Genomic DNA, 15191 nt, shown 5'->3' with positions numbered 1-15191 from the left:
GTTCTGCCCGGAACCGGCCGTCAGCACCTGGCCCATGATCACTTCGCTGACCTGCTCGGGCTTCACGCCCGCACGCTCCAGCACTGCGCGGATCACCGTCGCGCCCAGCTCCGGTGCTGCAACCTTCGCGAGCGAGCCGCCGAATTTGCCAACCGCGGTCCGCGCGGCCGATACGATCACTACGTCCGTCATGTTCAGTTCCTGCATTGAAATCAGTGGGTCGATCCGTATTGCGTTCCGGTGCCGGCACGGCGCGGCGGCCGACGGTGGCGCTCATGGGTCACGCGGCCCCGAATGCGGCTGCACGTTCGCGCGCTCAGGCGCGCCGTGCATCCGCACGGTCCAGCCAGGCACCGGCACGGTGCGGCAAACCGGAGGTTCGCCGGCCGCCACGCGGCACACGCGGCGGCCGGCGCCATCCGGCGCCGGTCAATCGTGTCGCGCCGACGCGCGACACGCGGTCATGCTGCCGATTCGCGCGACGCGGCTTCCTTGCGTGCTGCGGCGGCCGTCTGCTTGGCACCGCGCGTCGCCGTTTCGGTGACTGCGTCGAAACCGCTTTGTGCGGCTTCGATCGCCTGCCCCGCCGCTGCGCGCACGGAGTCGGCCGCGGCAGTTGCCGCGGACAGCGCCGAATTCAGCGCGGCGACCACGGGGGCCGAACCAGCCGGCGCATGCTTCGTCAGCTCGCCGAACACGTCCTTCACGCGCTTGTCGGTCTGCTCGTACTGAGCCTGCGCGACCTTCGCCCACTCGGCCTGCGTCGACACCGCGATGTCGAACAGATGGCGGCCGTACGCGACCGCCTTGCCGGCTGCTTCCTGCGGTGCGGCGACCTGCTGCGCGAAACCCGCGGCCGGGTTGCTGGCGTTGAACGCGTTCTTCAGCTTGTCTTCGTACTCTTCGAGCGCCGTCTTGGTCGCTTGCAGGTTGAGTTCGACGACGGCCTCGAAACCGCTGATCGCCGGACGGGCGATCGCGAACCAGGCGGCAATACCGGACTGATAATCGGCAGCGAATTTTTCGGGGGCAAATACGGACATCGGACACGCTCCTGTTAGCAATGCGAGAGACGACGTAAAGAGAATGGGAGCCAGATTGACGGCCTGCCCCCTAATTCACAACCCGCAAACGCCATTGAATGCGAGAAGTTGAGAGTGGCCATTCTAGAGGCATTAATTGTCAATTAAGTTGCATTAATGCTAGGTGAAAACCCTTAGCAGTCAGGTTGACCGTGTGACCCGGGACAGGCTTGCACCGTGGGGCCATGTTGCAACACCTTGTCCGATAATGATTTTTACATTTTTACAGCATAGCGCATCGTGCCTGACCGCAACATTTACCCCGTCATTATTCCCGTTATTAGAAAAGAGGTCCCCATTGAAAACGGATCGGCTACCGATGTAATCGTTTTTGCAGATTTATTTTGAAATCGTTTTCGGGATTATTAATGACGACTTCAACGATCGCGCGTACCACCGCACGCGACGGCGACGACCTCAGCCGACCAGCTCGCGATGCAGCGCGAGAAACTCCTGCGCGAGCTTGTGGGTCGGTTCGAGATGGATCACCGGCGTCGACTGCTGATGCGACTCGCGGATCTTCACCGACGCCGACAGCTTCGACGCCAGCACCGGCAGCCCTTCGCCGACGAGTTCGTCGACCAGCCGCTGCGGCAGGCTCGCGCGTGGCTGGAACTGGTTGATGACGATTCCCTCGACCTCGAGCGCCGCGTTATGGTCCTGCTGGATTTCCTTCACGTTCTCGAGCAGCGTGTACAGCGCGCGGCGCGAGAAGTCGTCGCAGTCGAACGGGATCAGGCAGCGCTCGACCGCGATCAGCGCCGAGCGCGTGTAGAAATTCAGCGCGGGCGGCGTGTCGATGTAGACGGCATCGTAGGTGTCGAGCTCGTTCAGCGCATCGCGCAGCTTGTAGATCTTGTAGCGCGACTCGAGCTTGCCGTGCAGCGTGTCGAGATCCGGATGCGCGGGCATCACGTCGAGCCCTTCGAACGGGGTCGGATGGATGAACGATGCGACGTCGACCGGCCGGAAGTTGAACGTCAATGCGGTCTCGAAGAATTCGGCGACGCCGGGATGGGCGTCGGTCGCGCCGTCGCCGAGCAGGTAGCGCGTCGAATTCGCCTGCGCGTCGAGGTCGATGACAAGCGTGCGCAGCCCTTCGCTCGCGCTGATCGCCGCCAGGTTGCAGACGATCGTCGACTTGCCCACGCCGCCCTTCTGGTTGAATACGACCCGCCGCATTGTGTCCCCTTCGATTGCAACGTCGAAGGAACGAGCTTAACCGGTCAATAATGGCGCGCGCGTGACATCCGTCAGATCCGCGGCAAGGGGCCCGATACATAGCGGTTGCCGGGCGCGCTCCAGCGCCAGGGCAACGCCTGGCCGACGCGAATGCCGATGCGCGGCCCACCCGCCAGATTCGCGGGCGGCGCCATGCCGTCGTCCACGATCGCGAAGCCTGCGCGCGCGGCGACCAGATCGACGCCGTCCTGCGCGCCGCCGATGCCGAGCGCCTGCGTCAGCCGCGCCGGCCCGCGACACAGATCGCGATCGCGCGTCAGCGGCGGCCGTGCGGCGCGCATCCGTTCGAGCCCGTGAAGCGGCTCCAGCGCACGGATCAGCACCCCCGTGCCGGCGCCGTCCGGGCCGCACACGCAGTTGCAGCACCAGTGCATGCCGTAGGTGAAATAGACGTACAGATGCCCAGGCGGCCCGAACATCGTCGCGTTGCGCGGCGTCTTGCCGCGGTAGGTATGCGCGGCCGGGTCGATCGCGCCGGCATACGCTTCCACTTCGACGATCCGGCCCGCTCGGCCGTCCGCTGCCGCAAGGATCTTGTTCAGCAGTTGCGGCGCGACTTCGGTGGCGGCGCGATCGAAGAACGCGCGCGGCAACGGTGCGCCCGGCCAGTCCGGCACGCGCTTATTGCGCGTCATCCGGCGCCTCGTGCCGGTGGCGGCCCGCCACGGCGCGCGCCGCGATACGAAGCTGACGGTACGCATCGACCAGTTCGTCGCTGCCGAATGCACGGTTTCTTCCGCTCGGGTTCGGCAGGACCCAGACGGCCGCGCGCTGCATGCGCGCCGGTTGCAGCCCCCACGCGATCTCGCGTTGCCCGGAGAGCGCGGCGTAAGCGGCCTTGCCGAGAAACGCGACGAAGCGTGGCGCATGACGCGCGATCTTCTGCTCGAAGACGGCCGCGGCCGCGATGAATTCCGCGTGCGACAGCTGATCGGCACTTGCGGTCGGTCGCGGCACGACCGCGGTCAGCCCGCATCCGTATTGCAGAATCGTCCGGTCGTCGTGCGGCTCGATTTCGTCCGGCGTAAAGCCTGCGAGATGCAGCACGCGCCAGAAGCGGTTGTTCCTTCCGGCGAAGTGATGGCCGGTCGCGGCCGCGGTCAGGCCGGGGTTGATTCCGCAGAACAGCACGTCGAGCTGCGGGGCGATGATGTCGGGGAGTGCGTCTGCCACGGTCGGCCTCGGGCGCGCGGGACGTAAACGAAAAAAGACCCGAAGGTCCGGGCCAGGCGACTGGCTTGACTCGGACATTCGGGCCCATTCCGGTGCGGGATGCCGGCGTTCCGTCAGAACGGAATATCGTCGTCCATCTCGTCGAAGCCGCCGCCTGCCGGCGCGCTCGGACGGCTCGGTGCGCCGCCGCCTGCACCGCCACGCGCCGCGCCGCCGGCACGACCGCCGCCACCGCCGCGTTCCATCTGCTCGCCGCCACGACCGCCGCCGCCACCACCGTAGCCGCCGCCGTAACCGCCTTCGTCACCACCACCGCCGCCGCCGCCCGCACCGCCGCGGCCGCCGAGCATCTGCATCTGGTCGGCGACAATTTCGGTCGAGTAGCGATCCTGGCCGTCCTGGCCCTGCCACTTGCGCGTGCGGATGCGGCCTTCGATATAGACCGACGAGCCCTTCTTCAGGTATTCGCTGACGATTTCGGCGAGACGGCCGAAGAACGCGACGCGGTGCCACTCGGTCATTTCCTTGAAATCGCCGCTCGCCTTGTCCTTGTAGCGATCGGTCGTCGCGAGACGGATGTTCGCAACCGCGTCGCCGCTCGGCAGGTAACGGACTTCAGGATCGGCGCCGAGATTGCCGACGAGGATGACCTTGTTGACGGATGCCATGTGTTTCTCCAGTAAATTCGATGCCGGGCCGCCCGCGAAAGTCGTCGGAGCGGCCCGCCGGGCTAGCCGGCAAGCGTCGCCGCTGCCTGCCCGGAAATTAGGTTCAGGCCTTGCGCGGCGGCGCTTTCATGCTGGCCGCGATTATAAGCCACGCTGCCACGAGCCCCGAGCACGCATAGAAGACGGTGTTCGCGCCGCCGTGCTTCAGCAGCCACCCGCCTACGATGCCGCCGAGCGCGAGCCCGATCGACTGCGTGGTGTTGTAGACGCCCGTGGCCGCGCCCTTGCGCGAACCCGGCGCGAGCTTCGACACGAGTGACGGCTGCGACGCTTCCAGGATGTTGAAACCAAGGAAGTACACGAACAGGATCGCCGCCACAATCAGAATGGTATGCGGCGCGCTGCCGAGCAACAATTGACCGATCAGGATAGCCAGAATGCCGCCGAGCAGCACCGGCTTCATCTTGCCCCGTTTTTCCGCGACGATGATCGCCGGGACCATCATCACGAACGCGAGCCCCATCACCGGCAGGTAGACCTTCCAGTGCGACGCGACCGGCAGCCCGCCGTCGACCAGCAGGCGCGGCACGACGAGGAACAGCGCCGTCTGCGTCGCATGCAGCACGAGCACGCCGAAGTTCAGGCGCAGCAGCTCGACGTTGTGCAGCACCTCGCCGAACGGCGCCGGCACGTGCACGGGCTTCGCCGCGTCGGGCACGACCCACACCACGACACCGATCGCGAGGATCGACAGCACGCCGACGATCGCGAACAGCCCGCTCATCCCGACCCAATGGAACACGATCGGCGCACCGACGATCGCGACCGCGAACGAGACGCCGATCGAGCCGCCGACCATCGCCATCGCCTTCGTGCGGTTCTGCTCGGAGGTCAGGTCGGCGATGAACGCGAGCACCGCGGACGACACCGCGCCCATCCCCTGGATCACGCGGCCGACGATGATCCACGTGATGTCGTGCGCGAACGCGGCGACGAAGCTGCCGAGCGCGAAGATCACGAGGCCCGTGGCGATCACCGGCTTGCGGCCGAACTTGTCGGATGCCCAGCCGTAGAAGATGTAGAACAGCGACTGCGTGACGCCGTAGGCCCCGAGCGCGATGCCGACGAGCAGCACGTTGTCGCCGCCCGGAATGGTTTTCGCGTAGACCGAGAACACCGGCATGATCATGAACAGGCCGAGCATGCGCAGCGCGAAGATCGCCGCGAGCGATGTGGTCGCGCGCAGTTCGGGCGCGCTCATGCGGGAAGACGTGGCGGACGGATTGGACATCGGGAATGAATTTCGAATGATCGGAATGTCCGCCCGGCGGCGGGCGGCGGAAGATCAGGGCCACTGGCCCGGCAGGCCTGGCTGGCGTATTCCGGGGCCGCTTTCCGGGACGTCGTGCAGGCAGTCCGCGGGCCGCCCGAAGCCGTGCGGCGCGGCCGCTTTTCCGGCGTGGGCACCGCCTTGCTGCCAGTTGCTGCAATGGCTGGGTGCCCCCAACGACGGCCTCGAAAAGCCGTTATAGTAGCAGGTTTGGTTCCCTCCATTTTGGCCAGGTTCATGGAACAGATCCGTATCCGTGGGGCACGCACCCACAACCTGAAAAACGTCAATCTCGACCTGCCGCGCCACAAGCTGGTCGTGATTACCGGGTTGTCCGGGTCGGGCAAGTCGTCGCTCGCGTTCGATACCCTTTATGCCGAGGGCCAGCGCCGCTACGTCGAAAGCCTGTCCGCGTATGCCCGCCAGTTCCTGCAGCTGATGGAGAAGCCCGACGTCGACCTGATCGAGGGCCTGTCGCCCGCGATCTCGATCGAGCAGAAGGCGACGTCCCACAACCCGCGTTCGACCGTCGGCACGGTCACCGAAATCCACGACTACCTGCGACTTTTGTTCGCACGTGTCGGCACGCCTTACTGCCCCGACCACGACATCCCGCTCGAGGCGCAGAGCGTGTCGCAAATGGTCGACGCGGCGCTCGCGCTGCCCGAGGAAACCAAGCTGATGATCCTCGCGCCGGTCGTCGCGAACCGCAAGGGCGAGCACGCCGAGCTGTTCGAGGACATGCAGGCGCAGGGCTTCGTGCGCTTTCGCGTGCGCTCGGGCGGCGGCACCGCCAACGAAGGCGTCGCGAAGATCTACGAGGTCGAGTCGCTGCCGAAGCTCAAGAAGAACGACAAGCACACGATCGACGTCGTCGTCGATCGCCTGAAGGTGCGCCCGGACATGAAGCAGCGCCTCGCGGAATCGTTCGAGACCGCGCTGCGCCTCGCCGACGGCCGCGCGATCGCGCTCGAGATGGATACCGACCACGAGCACCTGTTCAGCTCGAAGTTCGCGTGCCCGATCTGCTCGTACTCGCTGCAGGAACTCGAGCCGCGCCTGTTCTCGTTCAACAACCCGATGGGCGCGTGCCCGGAATGCGACGGCCTCGGCCAGATCACGTTCTTCGACCCGAAGCGGGTCGTCGCTCACCCGTCACTGTCGCTCGCCGCCGGCGCCGTGAAGGGCTGGGACCGGCGCAACCAGTTCTACTTCCAGATGCTGCAGAGCCTCGCGGCGTTCTACGAGTTCGACATCGACGCCGCGTTCGAGGACCTGCCGGAAAAGATCCGCAAGGTGCTGCTGTTCGGTTCCGGCAAGCAGACGATCCCGTTCTCGTACATCAACGAACGCGGCCGCACGACGATCCGCGAGCACGTGTTCGAGGGGATCATCCCGAACCTGGAGCGCCGCTACCGCGAGACCGATTCGGTCGCGGTGCGCGAAGAGCTGTCGAAATACCAGAACAACCAGCCGTGCCCGTCGTGCGACGGCACGCGGCTGCGCCGCGAAGCGCGCCACGTGCGGGTCGGCAGCGGCGATTACGCGCGCGGCATCTATGAAATCAGCGGCTGGCCGCTGCGCGACGCGCTCGGCTATTTCGACGGCCTGTCGCTCGACGGCGCGAAGCGCGAGATCGCCGACAAGGTGATCAAGGAAATCGTCGCGCGCCTGACCTTCCTGAACAACGTCGGCCTCGACTACCTGTCGCTCGAGCGCAGCGCCGAGACCTTGTCCGGCGGCGAGGCGCAGCGCATCCGGCTCGCGTCACAGATCGGCTCGGGCCTGACCGGCGTGATGTACGTGCTCGACGAGCCGTCGATCGGCCTGCACCAGCGCGACAACGACCGCCTGATCTCGACGCTCAAGCACCTGCGCGACCTCGGTAATTCGGTGATCGTCGTCGAGCACGACGAGGACATGATCCGCACCGCCGACTACGTCGTCGACATGGGCCCCGGCGCCGGCGAGCACGGCGGCGTGGTGGTCGCCGAAGGCACGCCGAAGCAGGTGCAGTCGAATCCGCAGTCGCTGACGGGCCAGTATCTCGTCGGCAAGCGCACGATCGAGTATCCGGACGAGCGGCTCGCGCCCGATCCCGAACGCATGCTGCGCATCGTCGACGCGCACGGCAACAACCTGAAGCACGTCGATCTCGAGTTGCCGGTCGGCCTGCTGACCTGCATCACCGGCGTGTCGGGTTCCGGCAAGTCGACGCTGATCAACGACACGCTGTATCACGCGGTCGCGCGCCACCTGTACGGCTCGTCGGCCGAACCGGCGCCGCATGAGGCAATCGAAGGGCTCGAGCACTTCGACAAGGTGATCAACGTCGACCAGTCGCCGATCGGCCGCACGCCGCGTTCGAACCCGGCCACGTACACGGGCCTGTTCACGCCGATCCGCGAACTGTTCTCGGGCGTGCCGACCGCGAAGGAGCGCGGCTACGATCCGGGCCGCTTCTCGTTCAACGTGAAGGGCGGCCGCTGCGAGTCGTGCCAGGGCGACGGCGTGCTGAAGGTCGAGATGCACTTCCTGCCGGACGTCTACGTGCCGTGCGACGTGTGCCACGGCAAGCGCTACAACCGCGAAACGCTCGAGGTGCAGTACAAGGGCAAGAACATCAGCGAAGTGCTCGACATGACGGTCGAACACGCGTACGAATTCTTCAGCGCGGTGCCGGTCATCGCCCGCAAGCTGAAGACGCTGCTCGACGTCGGCCTTGGCTACATCCGCCTCGGCCAGTCGGCCACGACGCTGTCAGGCGGCGAGGCGCAGCGCGTGAAGCTGTCGTTGGAGCTGTCGAAGCGCGACACCGGCCGCACGCTGTACATCCTCGACGAGCCGACCACCGGCCTGCACTTCCACGACATCGCACTGCTGCTGGAGGTGATCCACCGGTTGCGCGACCAGGGCAACACGGTCGTGATCATCGAGCACAACCTCGACGTGATCAAGACGGCCGACTGGGTGATCGACCTCGGCCCCGAAGGCGGCGCCGGCGGCGGCCAGATCATCGCGCAGGGCACGCCCGAGCAGGTCGCGAAGACCAAGGCGAGCTTCACCGGCAAGTACCTCGCGCCGCTGCTCAAGCGCCCGACCCGCAAGGTGGCGGCCGGCTGACGGCCGCCGTTCCCGCGCGCGGCCACCCGGCCGCGCGTGCCGGGCGCCCGCGGCGGCGCCCGCCTCCTCGTTTGCCCTTCCGCGGTTTTTCCCCTCTGCGTTTACACCACGAGCCAAACTGCCCCGTTGCGGCCCATAATGGCAGCTATACTTTACGGTCGTAAGGTTCGCCATCCGCACCAATCCGGCGCGGCGCCGCGGCGACCGCCGTCCTGCCGCCCACCGCGCGGCGCGACACACGAACGACAGGAATCCACGATGGAGAAGCAACAAGAGTCGCGCGACGCGCAGAACCGCGAGCCGCACCTGCGCAGCGTGCGGCTGACGAGCGACTTCAGCCTGCCGAAGCTGTCGGCGATCGAGACCGGCAGCTACCTGTTCGCCCTCGTCGCGATGGTGCTCGTCATCGAACTCAAGCTGCTCGGCGGGCTGCTGGCCGGCCTGTTGGTCTATCAGCTGATCCACACGATCGCCCCCGTGATCGAGCGCCACACGACCAGCATGCGCGCGCGCTGGGTCGCCGTCGTGCTGCTGTCGATCGCGATCGTCGGCGGACTCACCGGCCTGACGATCGGCATCATCGAGCACTTCGAGCGCACGGTGCCGAACCTGCAGAGCCTGCTCGACCAGCTGATGCAGATCGTCGAGCAAACGCGCGCGCGCACGCCGGCCTGGATCGCGAACCTGCTGCCGGTCGACGTCGAACAGATGAAGACCAAGGCGGCGCTGCTGATGCACTCGCACATGGACCAGCTCCAGCAAGGCGGCAAGAGCGTCGCGCGCGGCTTCGGCCACGTGCTGTTCGGGATGATCATCGGCGCGATGATCGCGATCGGGGTCGAGCACGGCAAGGTGCGCCGGCCGCTGTCGACCGCGCTCGTCACGCGCGTGTCGCGCTTCGCCGAATCGTTCCGCCGGATCGTGTTCGCACAGATCAAGATCTCGGCAATCAACGCGGTCTTCACCGGCATCTACCTGCTCGTCGCGCTGCCGATCTTCCACCAGCGGCTGCCGCTGTCGAAAACGCTGGTGCTCGTCACGTTCATCGTCGGGCTGCTGCCGGTAATCGGCAACCTGATCTCGAACACGCTGATCGTCGCGGTGTCGCTGTCGGTCAGCATGGGCACCGCGATCGCGTCGCTCGCGTTCCTCGTCGTGATCCACAAGCTCGAATACTTCCTGAACGCGAAGATCATCGGCGGCCAGATCGAGTCGCGCGCGTGGGAGCTGCTGCTCGCGATGCTGATCATGGAGGCCGCGTTCGGGCTGCCGGGCGTGATCGCCGCGCCGATCTTCTATGCGTACCTGAAGCGCGAGCTGTACATGCTGCGCCTGATCTGACGCCCTGCCCGTCACGCGATAAAAAAACGCCGCGCCCCGTAAAGGGCGCGGCGTTTTCATTAGCGGGCCGGCGGCCGACCGCCGGCAGGCGCGAACCGCCGATCAGCGGAACACGACCGTCTTCGTCCCGTTCAGCACGATCCGGTGCTCGACGTGCCACTTCACCGCACGCGCGAGCGTCACGCACTCGACGTCGCGACCGATCGCGGTGAGCTGGTCGGGCGTCATGCTGTGGTCGACGCGCTCGACTTCCTGCTCGATGATCGGGCCTTCGTCGAGATCGGTCGTCACGTAGTGCGCGGTCGCGCCGATCAGCTTCACGCCGCGGTCGAACGCCTGGTAGTACGGCTTCGCGCCCTTGAAGCTCGGCAGGAACGAATGGTGGATGTTGATCGCGCGGCCGGCGAGCTGCTGGCACATGTTCGGCGACAGGATCTGCATGTAGCGCGCGAGCACGACGAGATCGGCCTGGTGTTCGTCGATCACCTCCAGCACGCGCGCTTCCTGCGCGGCCTTCGCCGCATCGGACGAACCGCCGATCAGCGGGAAGTGATGGAACGGGATGTTGTAGCTCGCGGCGAGCTGGTAGAACTCCTTGTGGTTCGACACGATCGCCGGGATCTCGATCGGCAGCTGGCCGGTGCGATAGCGGAACAGCAGGTCGTTCAGGCAATGGCCGATCTTCGACACCATGATCACGACACGCGGCTTCACGGCCGCGTCGTGCAGTTCCCAGCGCATCGCGAACTGCTCGGCGAGCGGCGCGAATTCGTTGCGAAGCGTGTCGAGCGCCGACGCGGCATCCGCGCCGTCGGCATCCTGCTCGAAGTGCACGCGCATGAAGAACTCGCCGGTGCGGCTGTCGCCGAACTGCGCCGAGTCGAGGATGTTGTTGCTGCGCTCGAACAGGAAGCCCGAGACCGCGTGAACGATGCCGTGCCGGTCGGGGCACGACAGTTTCAAGATAAAGCTGTGATCGGTCGACATGACCGCTACTCCCTTCGTTTCCGTATTCGTCAAATGGGCCGTTCGTGCGACCTCGACCGCGCCGGGACCGGCGCGCGCATTACGCGGCCGGCGCGAACAGCGCGTCGATGCCCGCCGCGTCGGCCGCCGCGAGCCAGCGGTGGCGCAGCAGCGTGTCGAGCATCGCGAGGCTCGCATCCATCGTCGCACGGCCCTCGCGCAGCCAGCCGATCACCTCGGGCACGCCGGCCAGCAGGTGCTCGGCCACTTCGCCGTCCTGGTTGTGCGGCGCGAAGTCGCGCGGCAGCGGCAGGTCGTACACGAAGATCAGTTCGGACTGAGTGCCTTCGGGCAGCGAGCACAGCACCTGCACTGCGCGGCCCGCGATCGCGCGCGACGCGAGTTCGGCCGGCATGCCGGCCTCTTCCCAGCATTCCTTCGTGAGCGTCTCGTGAACACCCAGCCCCCAGCCGATACCGCCCGCGACGACGTTGTCGAGCATGCCGGGGTCGGTGGCCTTGGTCTCGCTGCGGCGGCCGAGCCACATCTGCGGCACGGCCGGCGAACCCGGTGCAGCCGCATATTCTACGATGCCGTTCAGGTGCACCGCATAGGTCTGCGTGCCGAAAAAGCGCGACGCCGCGCGCTCGATATACGCGAGCGGCGGATCGTCGAAGCGGTTGCGGACCGCATAGATCTCGTCGCGCCAGCCGGGAATCGCACCTTCCGCCGCGAGCGCGCCGATCGCGCTCGCGAGCGCCATGCTGCGCGCGTCGACCGAGTCGTAACGCGCCGACAGCACGACGCGCGCGTCCGTCAGCTCGAACACGTCGGGCCAGCGGGCAAGCTTCGCGACGTCCTGGCGGCGCACCCAGCCGACCTGCTCGCCGGCGATCTCGAAGCGCAGGTGCGCGGCCGGATCGAAGCGGCGCGCGGCCGCAATGCACGGAAACGTCATCGGGCTCAGTCCTTCAGCGCGACGCGAATGCCGATCGCGATGAAGGTCGCGCCGGCAATCCGGTCGAGCCACACGCCGGCCTTCGGGCGGCGCTTCAGCCATGTGCCGATCGCGCCCGCGCCGACGCCGAACAGCGAGAAGATCGCGGCCGTCTGCAGCATGAACAGCGCGCCGAGCTCGAACATCTGCAGCGTCACGCTCTGCACGCCGTGCGGATCGACGAACTGCGGCAGGAACACGACGAAGAACAGCGTGACCTTCGGGTTCATCAGGTTGCCGATCACGCTCTGCCGGAAGATCGCGCGCAGCGGCTGCGGCGCACGCTCATGCGCATTCGCGAGGCCCTGGCTGCGCAGCGCCTTGATGCCGATCCACACGAGGTACGCGGCGCCCGCGAGCTTCAGTGCCTGGAACGCGACCGGCGACGAACGCAGCACGGCCGCGACGCCGAGCGCCGCGAGCGTCGTATGGAACAGGATCCCGGCCGTGAAGCCGAGCGCCGCGACGAAGCCGGCCGCGCGGCCCTGCGAGATGCCGCGCGCAAGCACCTGCAGGTTGTCGGGACCCGGCGCGAACGTGATCGCGATCGACGTGGCGAGAAACAGCATGAAGTTGGGCATCGTGACCTCGCGGCGTGGGCCGGCGTTCAGGGGTTCAGTGGCCGGCGAATTCGGTGACGGTGTAGACGGGCAGGCCCGCGTTGCGCAGCAGCGTCGAGCCGCCGAGATCGGGCAGGTCGATGATCGCCGCGCCCTCGACCACGACCGCGCCGAGCCGCTGCAGCAGGTTGCGCCCCGCCATCATCGTGCCGCCGGTCGCAATCAGGTCGTCCATGATGATCACGCGATCGCCGGGGCGGCACGCGTCTTCATGGATCTCGACCGTCGCGCTGCCGTATTCGAGGTCGTACGATTCCGAGCACGTCTTGTACGGCAGCTTGCCGACCTTGCGGATCGGCACGAAGCCGACGCTCAGCTCGTACGCGACGATCGGCGCGATGATGAAGCCGCGCGCATCGAGCCCCGCGACGTAGTCGAGCTTCGCATCGACATAGCGTTCGACGAACAGGTCGACGAGGATGCGCAGCGCCTTCGGGCTCTGCAGCAGCGTCGTTATGTCGCGGAACATCACGCCCGGCTGGGGCCAGTCGGGGACCGTGCGGATCTGGCTGTGAATGAAGGCGACCGGATCGAGCGGTGCGCCCGACGACGAATGCGGCATGAAACTCTCCGAAAAAAACGGTGCTCGAAGATCGGGCACCGTTTTGAATAAATACGGGTCAGGTTATCGAATCGCGACTCAGGCGACCGCGGTCGGCGGCTCGCGCCGATGGCGCGACAGCCGCTCCTCCGCGAGTGCAAGCGCCTCGGGCAGCCCGCGCAGCACGACGATGTCGCTGGCGCGCAGCTTGGTCTGCGGATCGGGTTCGACGCCGCGGATCCCGTGCCGGCGGATCGCCGTGACTTCCAGCCCGAGCGCATACAGCCCGAGCTCTTCCAGCGAGCGCCCGACCGCGTCCGCGCGCGTATCGACCGGCACCGATTGTAGCCGCACCTGCTCGCGCGCGTCGTCGTCCGCGTCGTCCGCGCCGTGGAAATAGCCGCGCAGCAGGCTGTAGCGCTCGTCGCGCATCTCCTCGACGCGCCGCACGACCTTGCGCATCGGCACGCCGACCAGCACCAGCGTGTGCGACGCGAGCATCAGGCTGCCCTCGACGATCTCCGGAATCACCTCGGTCGCGCCGGCCGCGAGCAGTTTCTCGAGATCGGCGTCATCTACCGTGCGCACGATCGCCGGCAGCGTCGGCTCGAGTTCGTGCACATGGTGCAGCACGCGCAGCGCGGACGGCGTGTTCGCATACGTGATCGCGACCGCCGCCGCGCGATGGATACCGGCCGCGAGCAGCGACTCGCGGCGCGCCGCGTCGCCGAACACGACCGATTCGCCGGCCGTCGCGGCCGCGCTCACGCGATCGGGATCGAGGTCGAGCGCGACGTACGAAATGCCTTCCTGCTCGAGCATCCGCGCCAGGTTCTGGCCCGCGCGGCCGTAGCCGCAGATGATCACGTGGCCGCGCTGCTTGAGGCTTTGCGTCGCGATCCGCGTCATCTGCAGCGACTGCTGCATCCATTCGGTCGACGACAGCCGCATCACGATCCGGTCGGCATTCTGGATCAGGAACGGCGCGGCCAGCATCGACAGCAGCATCGATGCGAGGATCGCCTGCAGCAGCGTCGAATCGACGAGATGCCGGTCGAGGATCAGGTTCAGCAGCACGAAGCCGAATTCGCCGGCTTGCGCGAGACCGATGCCGGTGCGCATCGCGACGCCCGGCGTCGCGCCGAACAGGCGCGCGAGCCCCGCGATCATGGTCGCCTTGAACAGGATCTGCCCGACGAAGAAGCCGAGCACGAGGAGCGGGTGCTCCCAGATCACGCGCGGATCGAGCAGCATCCCGGTCGTCACGAAGAACAGGCCGAGCAGCACGTCGCGGAACGGCTTGATGTCCTCTTCCACCTGATGGCGGAACGGCGTCTCGGAGATCAGCATCCCCGCGATGAACGCGCCGAGCGCGAGCGACAGGCCGAAGCGGTCGGTGATGAACGCGGCGCCGAGCGTGACGAGCAGCAGGTTCAGCACGAACAGTTCCTGCGAGCGACGACGCGCGACGACGTTGAGCCAGCGCGTCATGAAGCGCTGGCCGACGATCAGCAGCAGCGCGAGCGCGATCACGATCTTCACCGCCGCGAAGCCGAGCGTGAGCGCGAGATCCTTCGACGACTCGGCGCCGAACGCGGCGATCACGATCAGCAGCGGCACCACCGCGAGATCCTGGAACAGCAGCACGCCGAAGATGTTGCGGCCGTGCGCGGTCTCGATCTCGAGCCGCTCGGCGAGCATCTTCGACACGATCGCCGTCGACGACATCGCGAGCGCGCCGCCGAGCGCGACGCTGCCCTGCCACGTGATGTGCACCCAGTGCTCGAACAGCGCGCCGAGCACGACCGCGAGCACGAGGGTCGCGACGACCTGCAGCAGCCCGAGCCCGAACACGAGCCGCTGCATCGCCCTCAGCTTCGCGAGCGAGAATTCGAGGCCGATCGAGAACATCAGGAACACCACGCCGAACTCCGCGAGGTGCTCGGCCCGTTCGAGGTCCGCGGCGATGCCGAACGCGTGCGGGCCGACCAGGATGCCGACGGTCAGGTAGCCGAGCATCGGCGGCAGGTTCAACGAGCGAAATACGACGACGCCCACCACCGAGGCCAGCAGCAACAGCAGGGTCATTTCGAGCGGGGAAATCACGG

13 protein-coding genes and 1 pseudogene are annotated in these 15191 nt (G+C 66.8%); 2 read left to right on the top strand and 12 right to left on the bottom strand.

The window, feature by feature from the left end:
* The 7 genes and pseudogenes from PI86_RS10590 to PI86_RS10560 form a co-directional block, all read right to left on the bottom strand.
* Positions 1-192: pseudogene (locus tag PI86_RS10590) on the bottom strand (acetyl-CoA C-acetyltransferase); the annotation flags it as partial.
* A gap of 269 nt (positions 193-461) precedes the next feature.
* On the bottom strand, positions 462-1043 hold the full coding sequence (gene phaP / locus PI86_RS10585; protein WP_039321713.1) for a TIGR01841 family phasin: 582 nt from the start codon (positions 1041-1043) through the stop codon (positions 462-464).
* 456 nt (positions 1044-1499) lie between these two features.
* Positions 1500-2264: a ParA family protein gene (locus PI86_RS10580; protein WP_039321710.1), complete on the bottom strand. Its 765-nt coding sequence runs from the start codon at positions 2262-2264 to the stop codon at positions 1500-1502.
* A gap of 71 nt (positions 2265-2335) precedes the next feature.
* Positions 2336-2959 (bottom strand): DNA-3-methyladenine glycosylase, encoded by a 624-nt coding sequence (locus PI86_RS10575; RefSeq protein ID WP_039321707.1) that lies wholly within the window; start codon positions 2957-2959, stop codon positions 2336-2338.
* Positions 2946-3497, bottom strand: coding sequence for a G/U mismatch-specific DNA glycosylase (mug, locus tag PI86_RS10570; RefSeq protein WP_039321703.1), 552 nt, complete (start codon positions 3495-3497; stop codon positions 2946-2948). Before mug ends, PI86_RS10575 begins: the two co-directional genes overlap by 14 nt.
* A 113-nt stretch (positions 3498-3610) precedes the next feature.
* Complete coding sequence (locus PI86_RS10565; protein WP_014896029.1) at positions 3611-4165, bottom strand: single-stranded DNA-binding protein; 555 nt, start codon at positions 4163-4165, stop codon at positions 3611-3613.
* 103 nt (positions 4166-4268) lie between these two features.
* A complete protein-coding gene (locus PI86_RS10560; protein ID WP_039321700.1) occupies positions 4269-5456 on the bottom strand; it encodes an MFS transporter in 1188 nt (395 codons plus the stop codon).
* A gap of 276 nt (positions 5457-5732) precedes the next feature.
* Between PI86_RS10560 and uvrA the strand changes: the two genes are divergently transcribed.
* Positions 5733-8618 (top strand): excinuclease ABC subunit UvrA, encoded by a 2886-nt coding sequence (uvrA, locus tag PI86_RS10555; RefSeq protein ID WP_039321697.1) that lies wholly within the window; start codon positions 5733-5735, stop codon positions 8616-8618.
* 258 nt (positions 8619-8876) lie between these two features.
* The gene (locus PI86_RS10550) at positions 8877-9959 is read left to right on the top strand and encodes an AI-2E family transporter (RefSeq protein WP_039321695.1); all 1083 of its coding nucleotides are present in this window, start codon (positions 8877-8879) and stop codon (positions 9957-9959) included.
* A 102-nt stretch (positions 9960-10061) separates the two neighbouring features.
* Here PI86_RS10550 and purU read toward each other — a convergent pair whose 3' ends face one another.
* The 5 genes from purU to PI86_RS10525 form a co-directional block, all read right to left on the bottom strand.
* Entirely contained in the window at positions 10062-10946 is an 885-nt protein-coding gene (purU, locus tag PI86_RS10545; RefSeq protein ID WP_014896025.1) for a formyltetrahydrofolate deformylase, read from the bottom strand.
* Between the two features lie 79 nt (positions 10947-11025).
* Positions 11026-11883, bottom strand: coding sequence for an NUDIX hydrolase (locus PI86_RS10540; RefSeq protein WP_014896024.1), 858 nt, complete (start codon positions 11881-11883; stop codon positions 11026-11028).
* Positions 11884-11888: 5 nt separating this feature from the next.
* Positions 11889-12503 (bottom strand): LysE family translocator, encoded by a 615-nt coding sequence (locus tag PI86_RS10535; protein ID WP_039321693.1) that lies wholly within the window; start codon positions 12501-12503, stop codon positions 11889-11891.
* 34 nt (positions 12504-12537) lie between these two features.
* The gene (locus PI86_RS10530; protein ID WP_014896022.1) at positions 12538-13104 is read right to left on the bottom strand and encodes an adenine phosphoribosyltransferase; all 567 of its coding nucleotides are present in this window, start codon (positions 13102-13104) and stop codon (positions 12538-12540) included.
* A 78-nt stretch (positions 13105-13182) separates the two neighbouring features.
* On the bottom strand, positions 13183-15189 hold the full coding sequence (locus tag PI86_RS10525) for a monovalent cation:proton antiporter family protein (RefSeq protein WP_039321728.1): 2007 nt from the start codon (positions 15187-15189) through the stop codon (positions 13183-13185).
* Between the last annotated feature and the right edge of the window lie 2 nt (positions 15190-15191).

Source organism: Burkholderia sp. A9, assembly GCF_000801975.1.
The sequence above is the reverse complement of the archived record's forward strand: the minus strand, read 5'-3'. Positions and strand labels throughout refer to the sequence as shown.

Bases quoted from the DNA above. Each gene is read 5' to 3' on its own strand.
- phaP (WP_039321713.1), bottom strand. From the start codon at position 1,043: ATGTCCGTATTTGCCCCCGAAAAATTCGCTGCCGATTATCAGTCCGGT.
- PI86_RS10580 (WP_039321710.1), bottom strand. From the start codon at position 2,264: ATGCGGCGGGTCGTATTCAACCAGAAGGGCGGCGTGGGCAAGTCGACG.
- PI86_RS10575 (WP_039321707.1), bottom strand. From the start codon at position 2,959: ATGACGCGCAATAAGCGCGTGCCGGACTGGCCGGGCGCACCGTTGCCG.
- PI86_RS10565 (WP_014896029.1), bottom strand. From the start codon at position 4,165: ATGGCATCCGTCAACAAGGTCATCCTCGTCGGCAATCTCGGCGCCGAT.
- PI86_RS10560 (WP_039321700.1), bottom strand. From the start codon at position 5,456: ATGTCCAATCCGTCCGCCACGTCTTCCCGCATGAGCGCGCCCGAACTG.
- uvrA (WP_039321697.1), top strand. From the start codon at position 5,733: ATGGAACAGATCCGTATCCGTGGGGCACGCACCCACAACCTGAAAAAC.
- PI86_RS10550 (WP_039321695.1), top strand. From the start codon at position 8,877: ATGGAGAAGCAACAAGAGTCGCGCGACGCGCAGAACCGCGAGCCGCAC.
- purU (WP_014896025.1), bottom strand. From the start codon at position 10,946: ATGTCGACCGATCACAGCTTTATCTTGAAACTGTCGTGCCCCGACCGG.
- PI86_RS10540 (WP_014896024.1), bottom strand. From the start codon at position 11,883: ATGACGTTTCCGTGCATTGCGGCCGCGCGCCGCTTCGATCCGGCCGCG.
- PI86_RS10535 (WP_039321693.1), bottom strand. From the start codon at position 12,503: ATGCCCAACTTCATGCTGTTTCTCGCCACGTCGATCGCGATCACGTTC.
- PI86_RS10530 (WP_014896022.1), bottom strand. From the start codon at position 13,104: ATGCCGCATTCGTCGTCGGGCGCACCGCTCGATCCGGTCGCCTTCATT.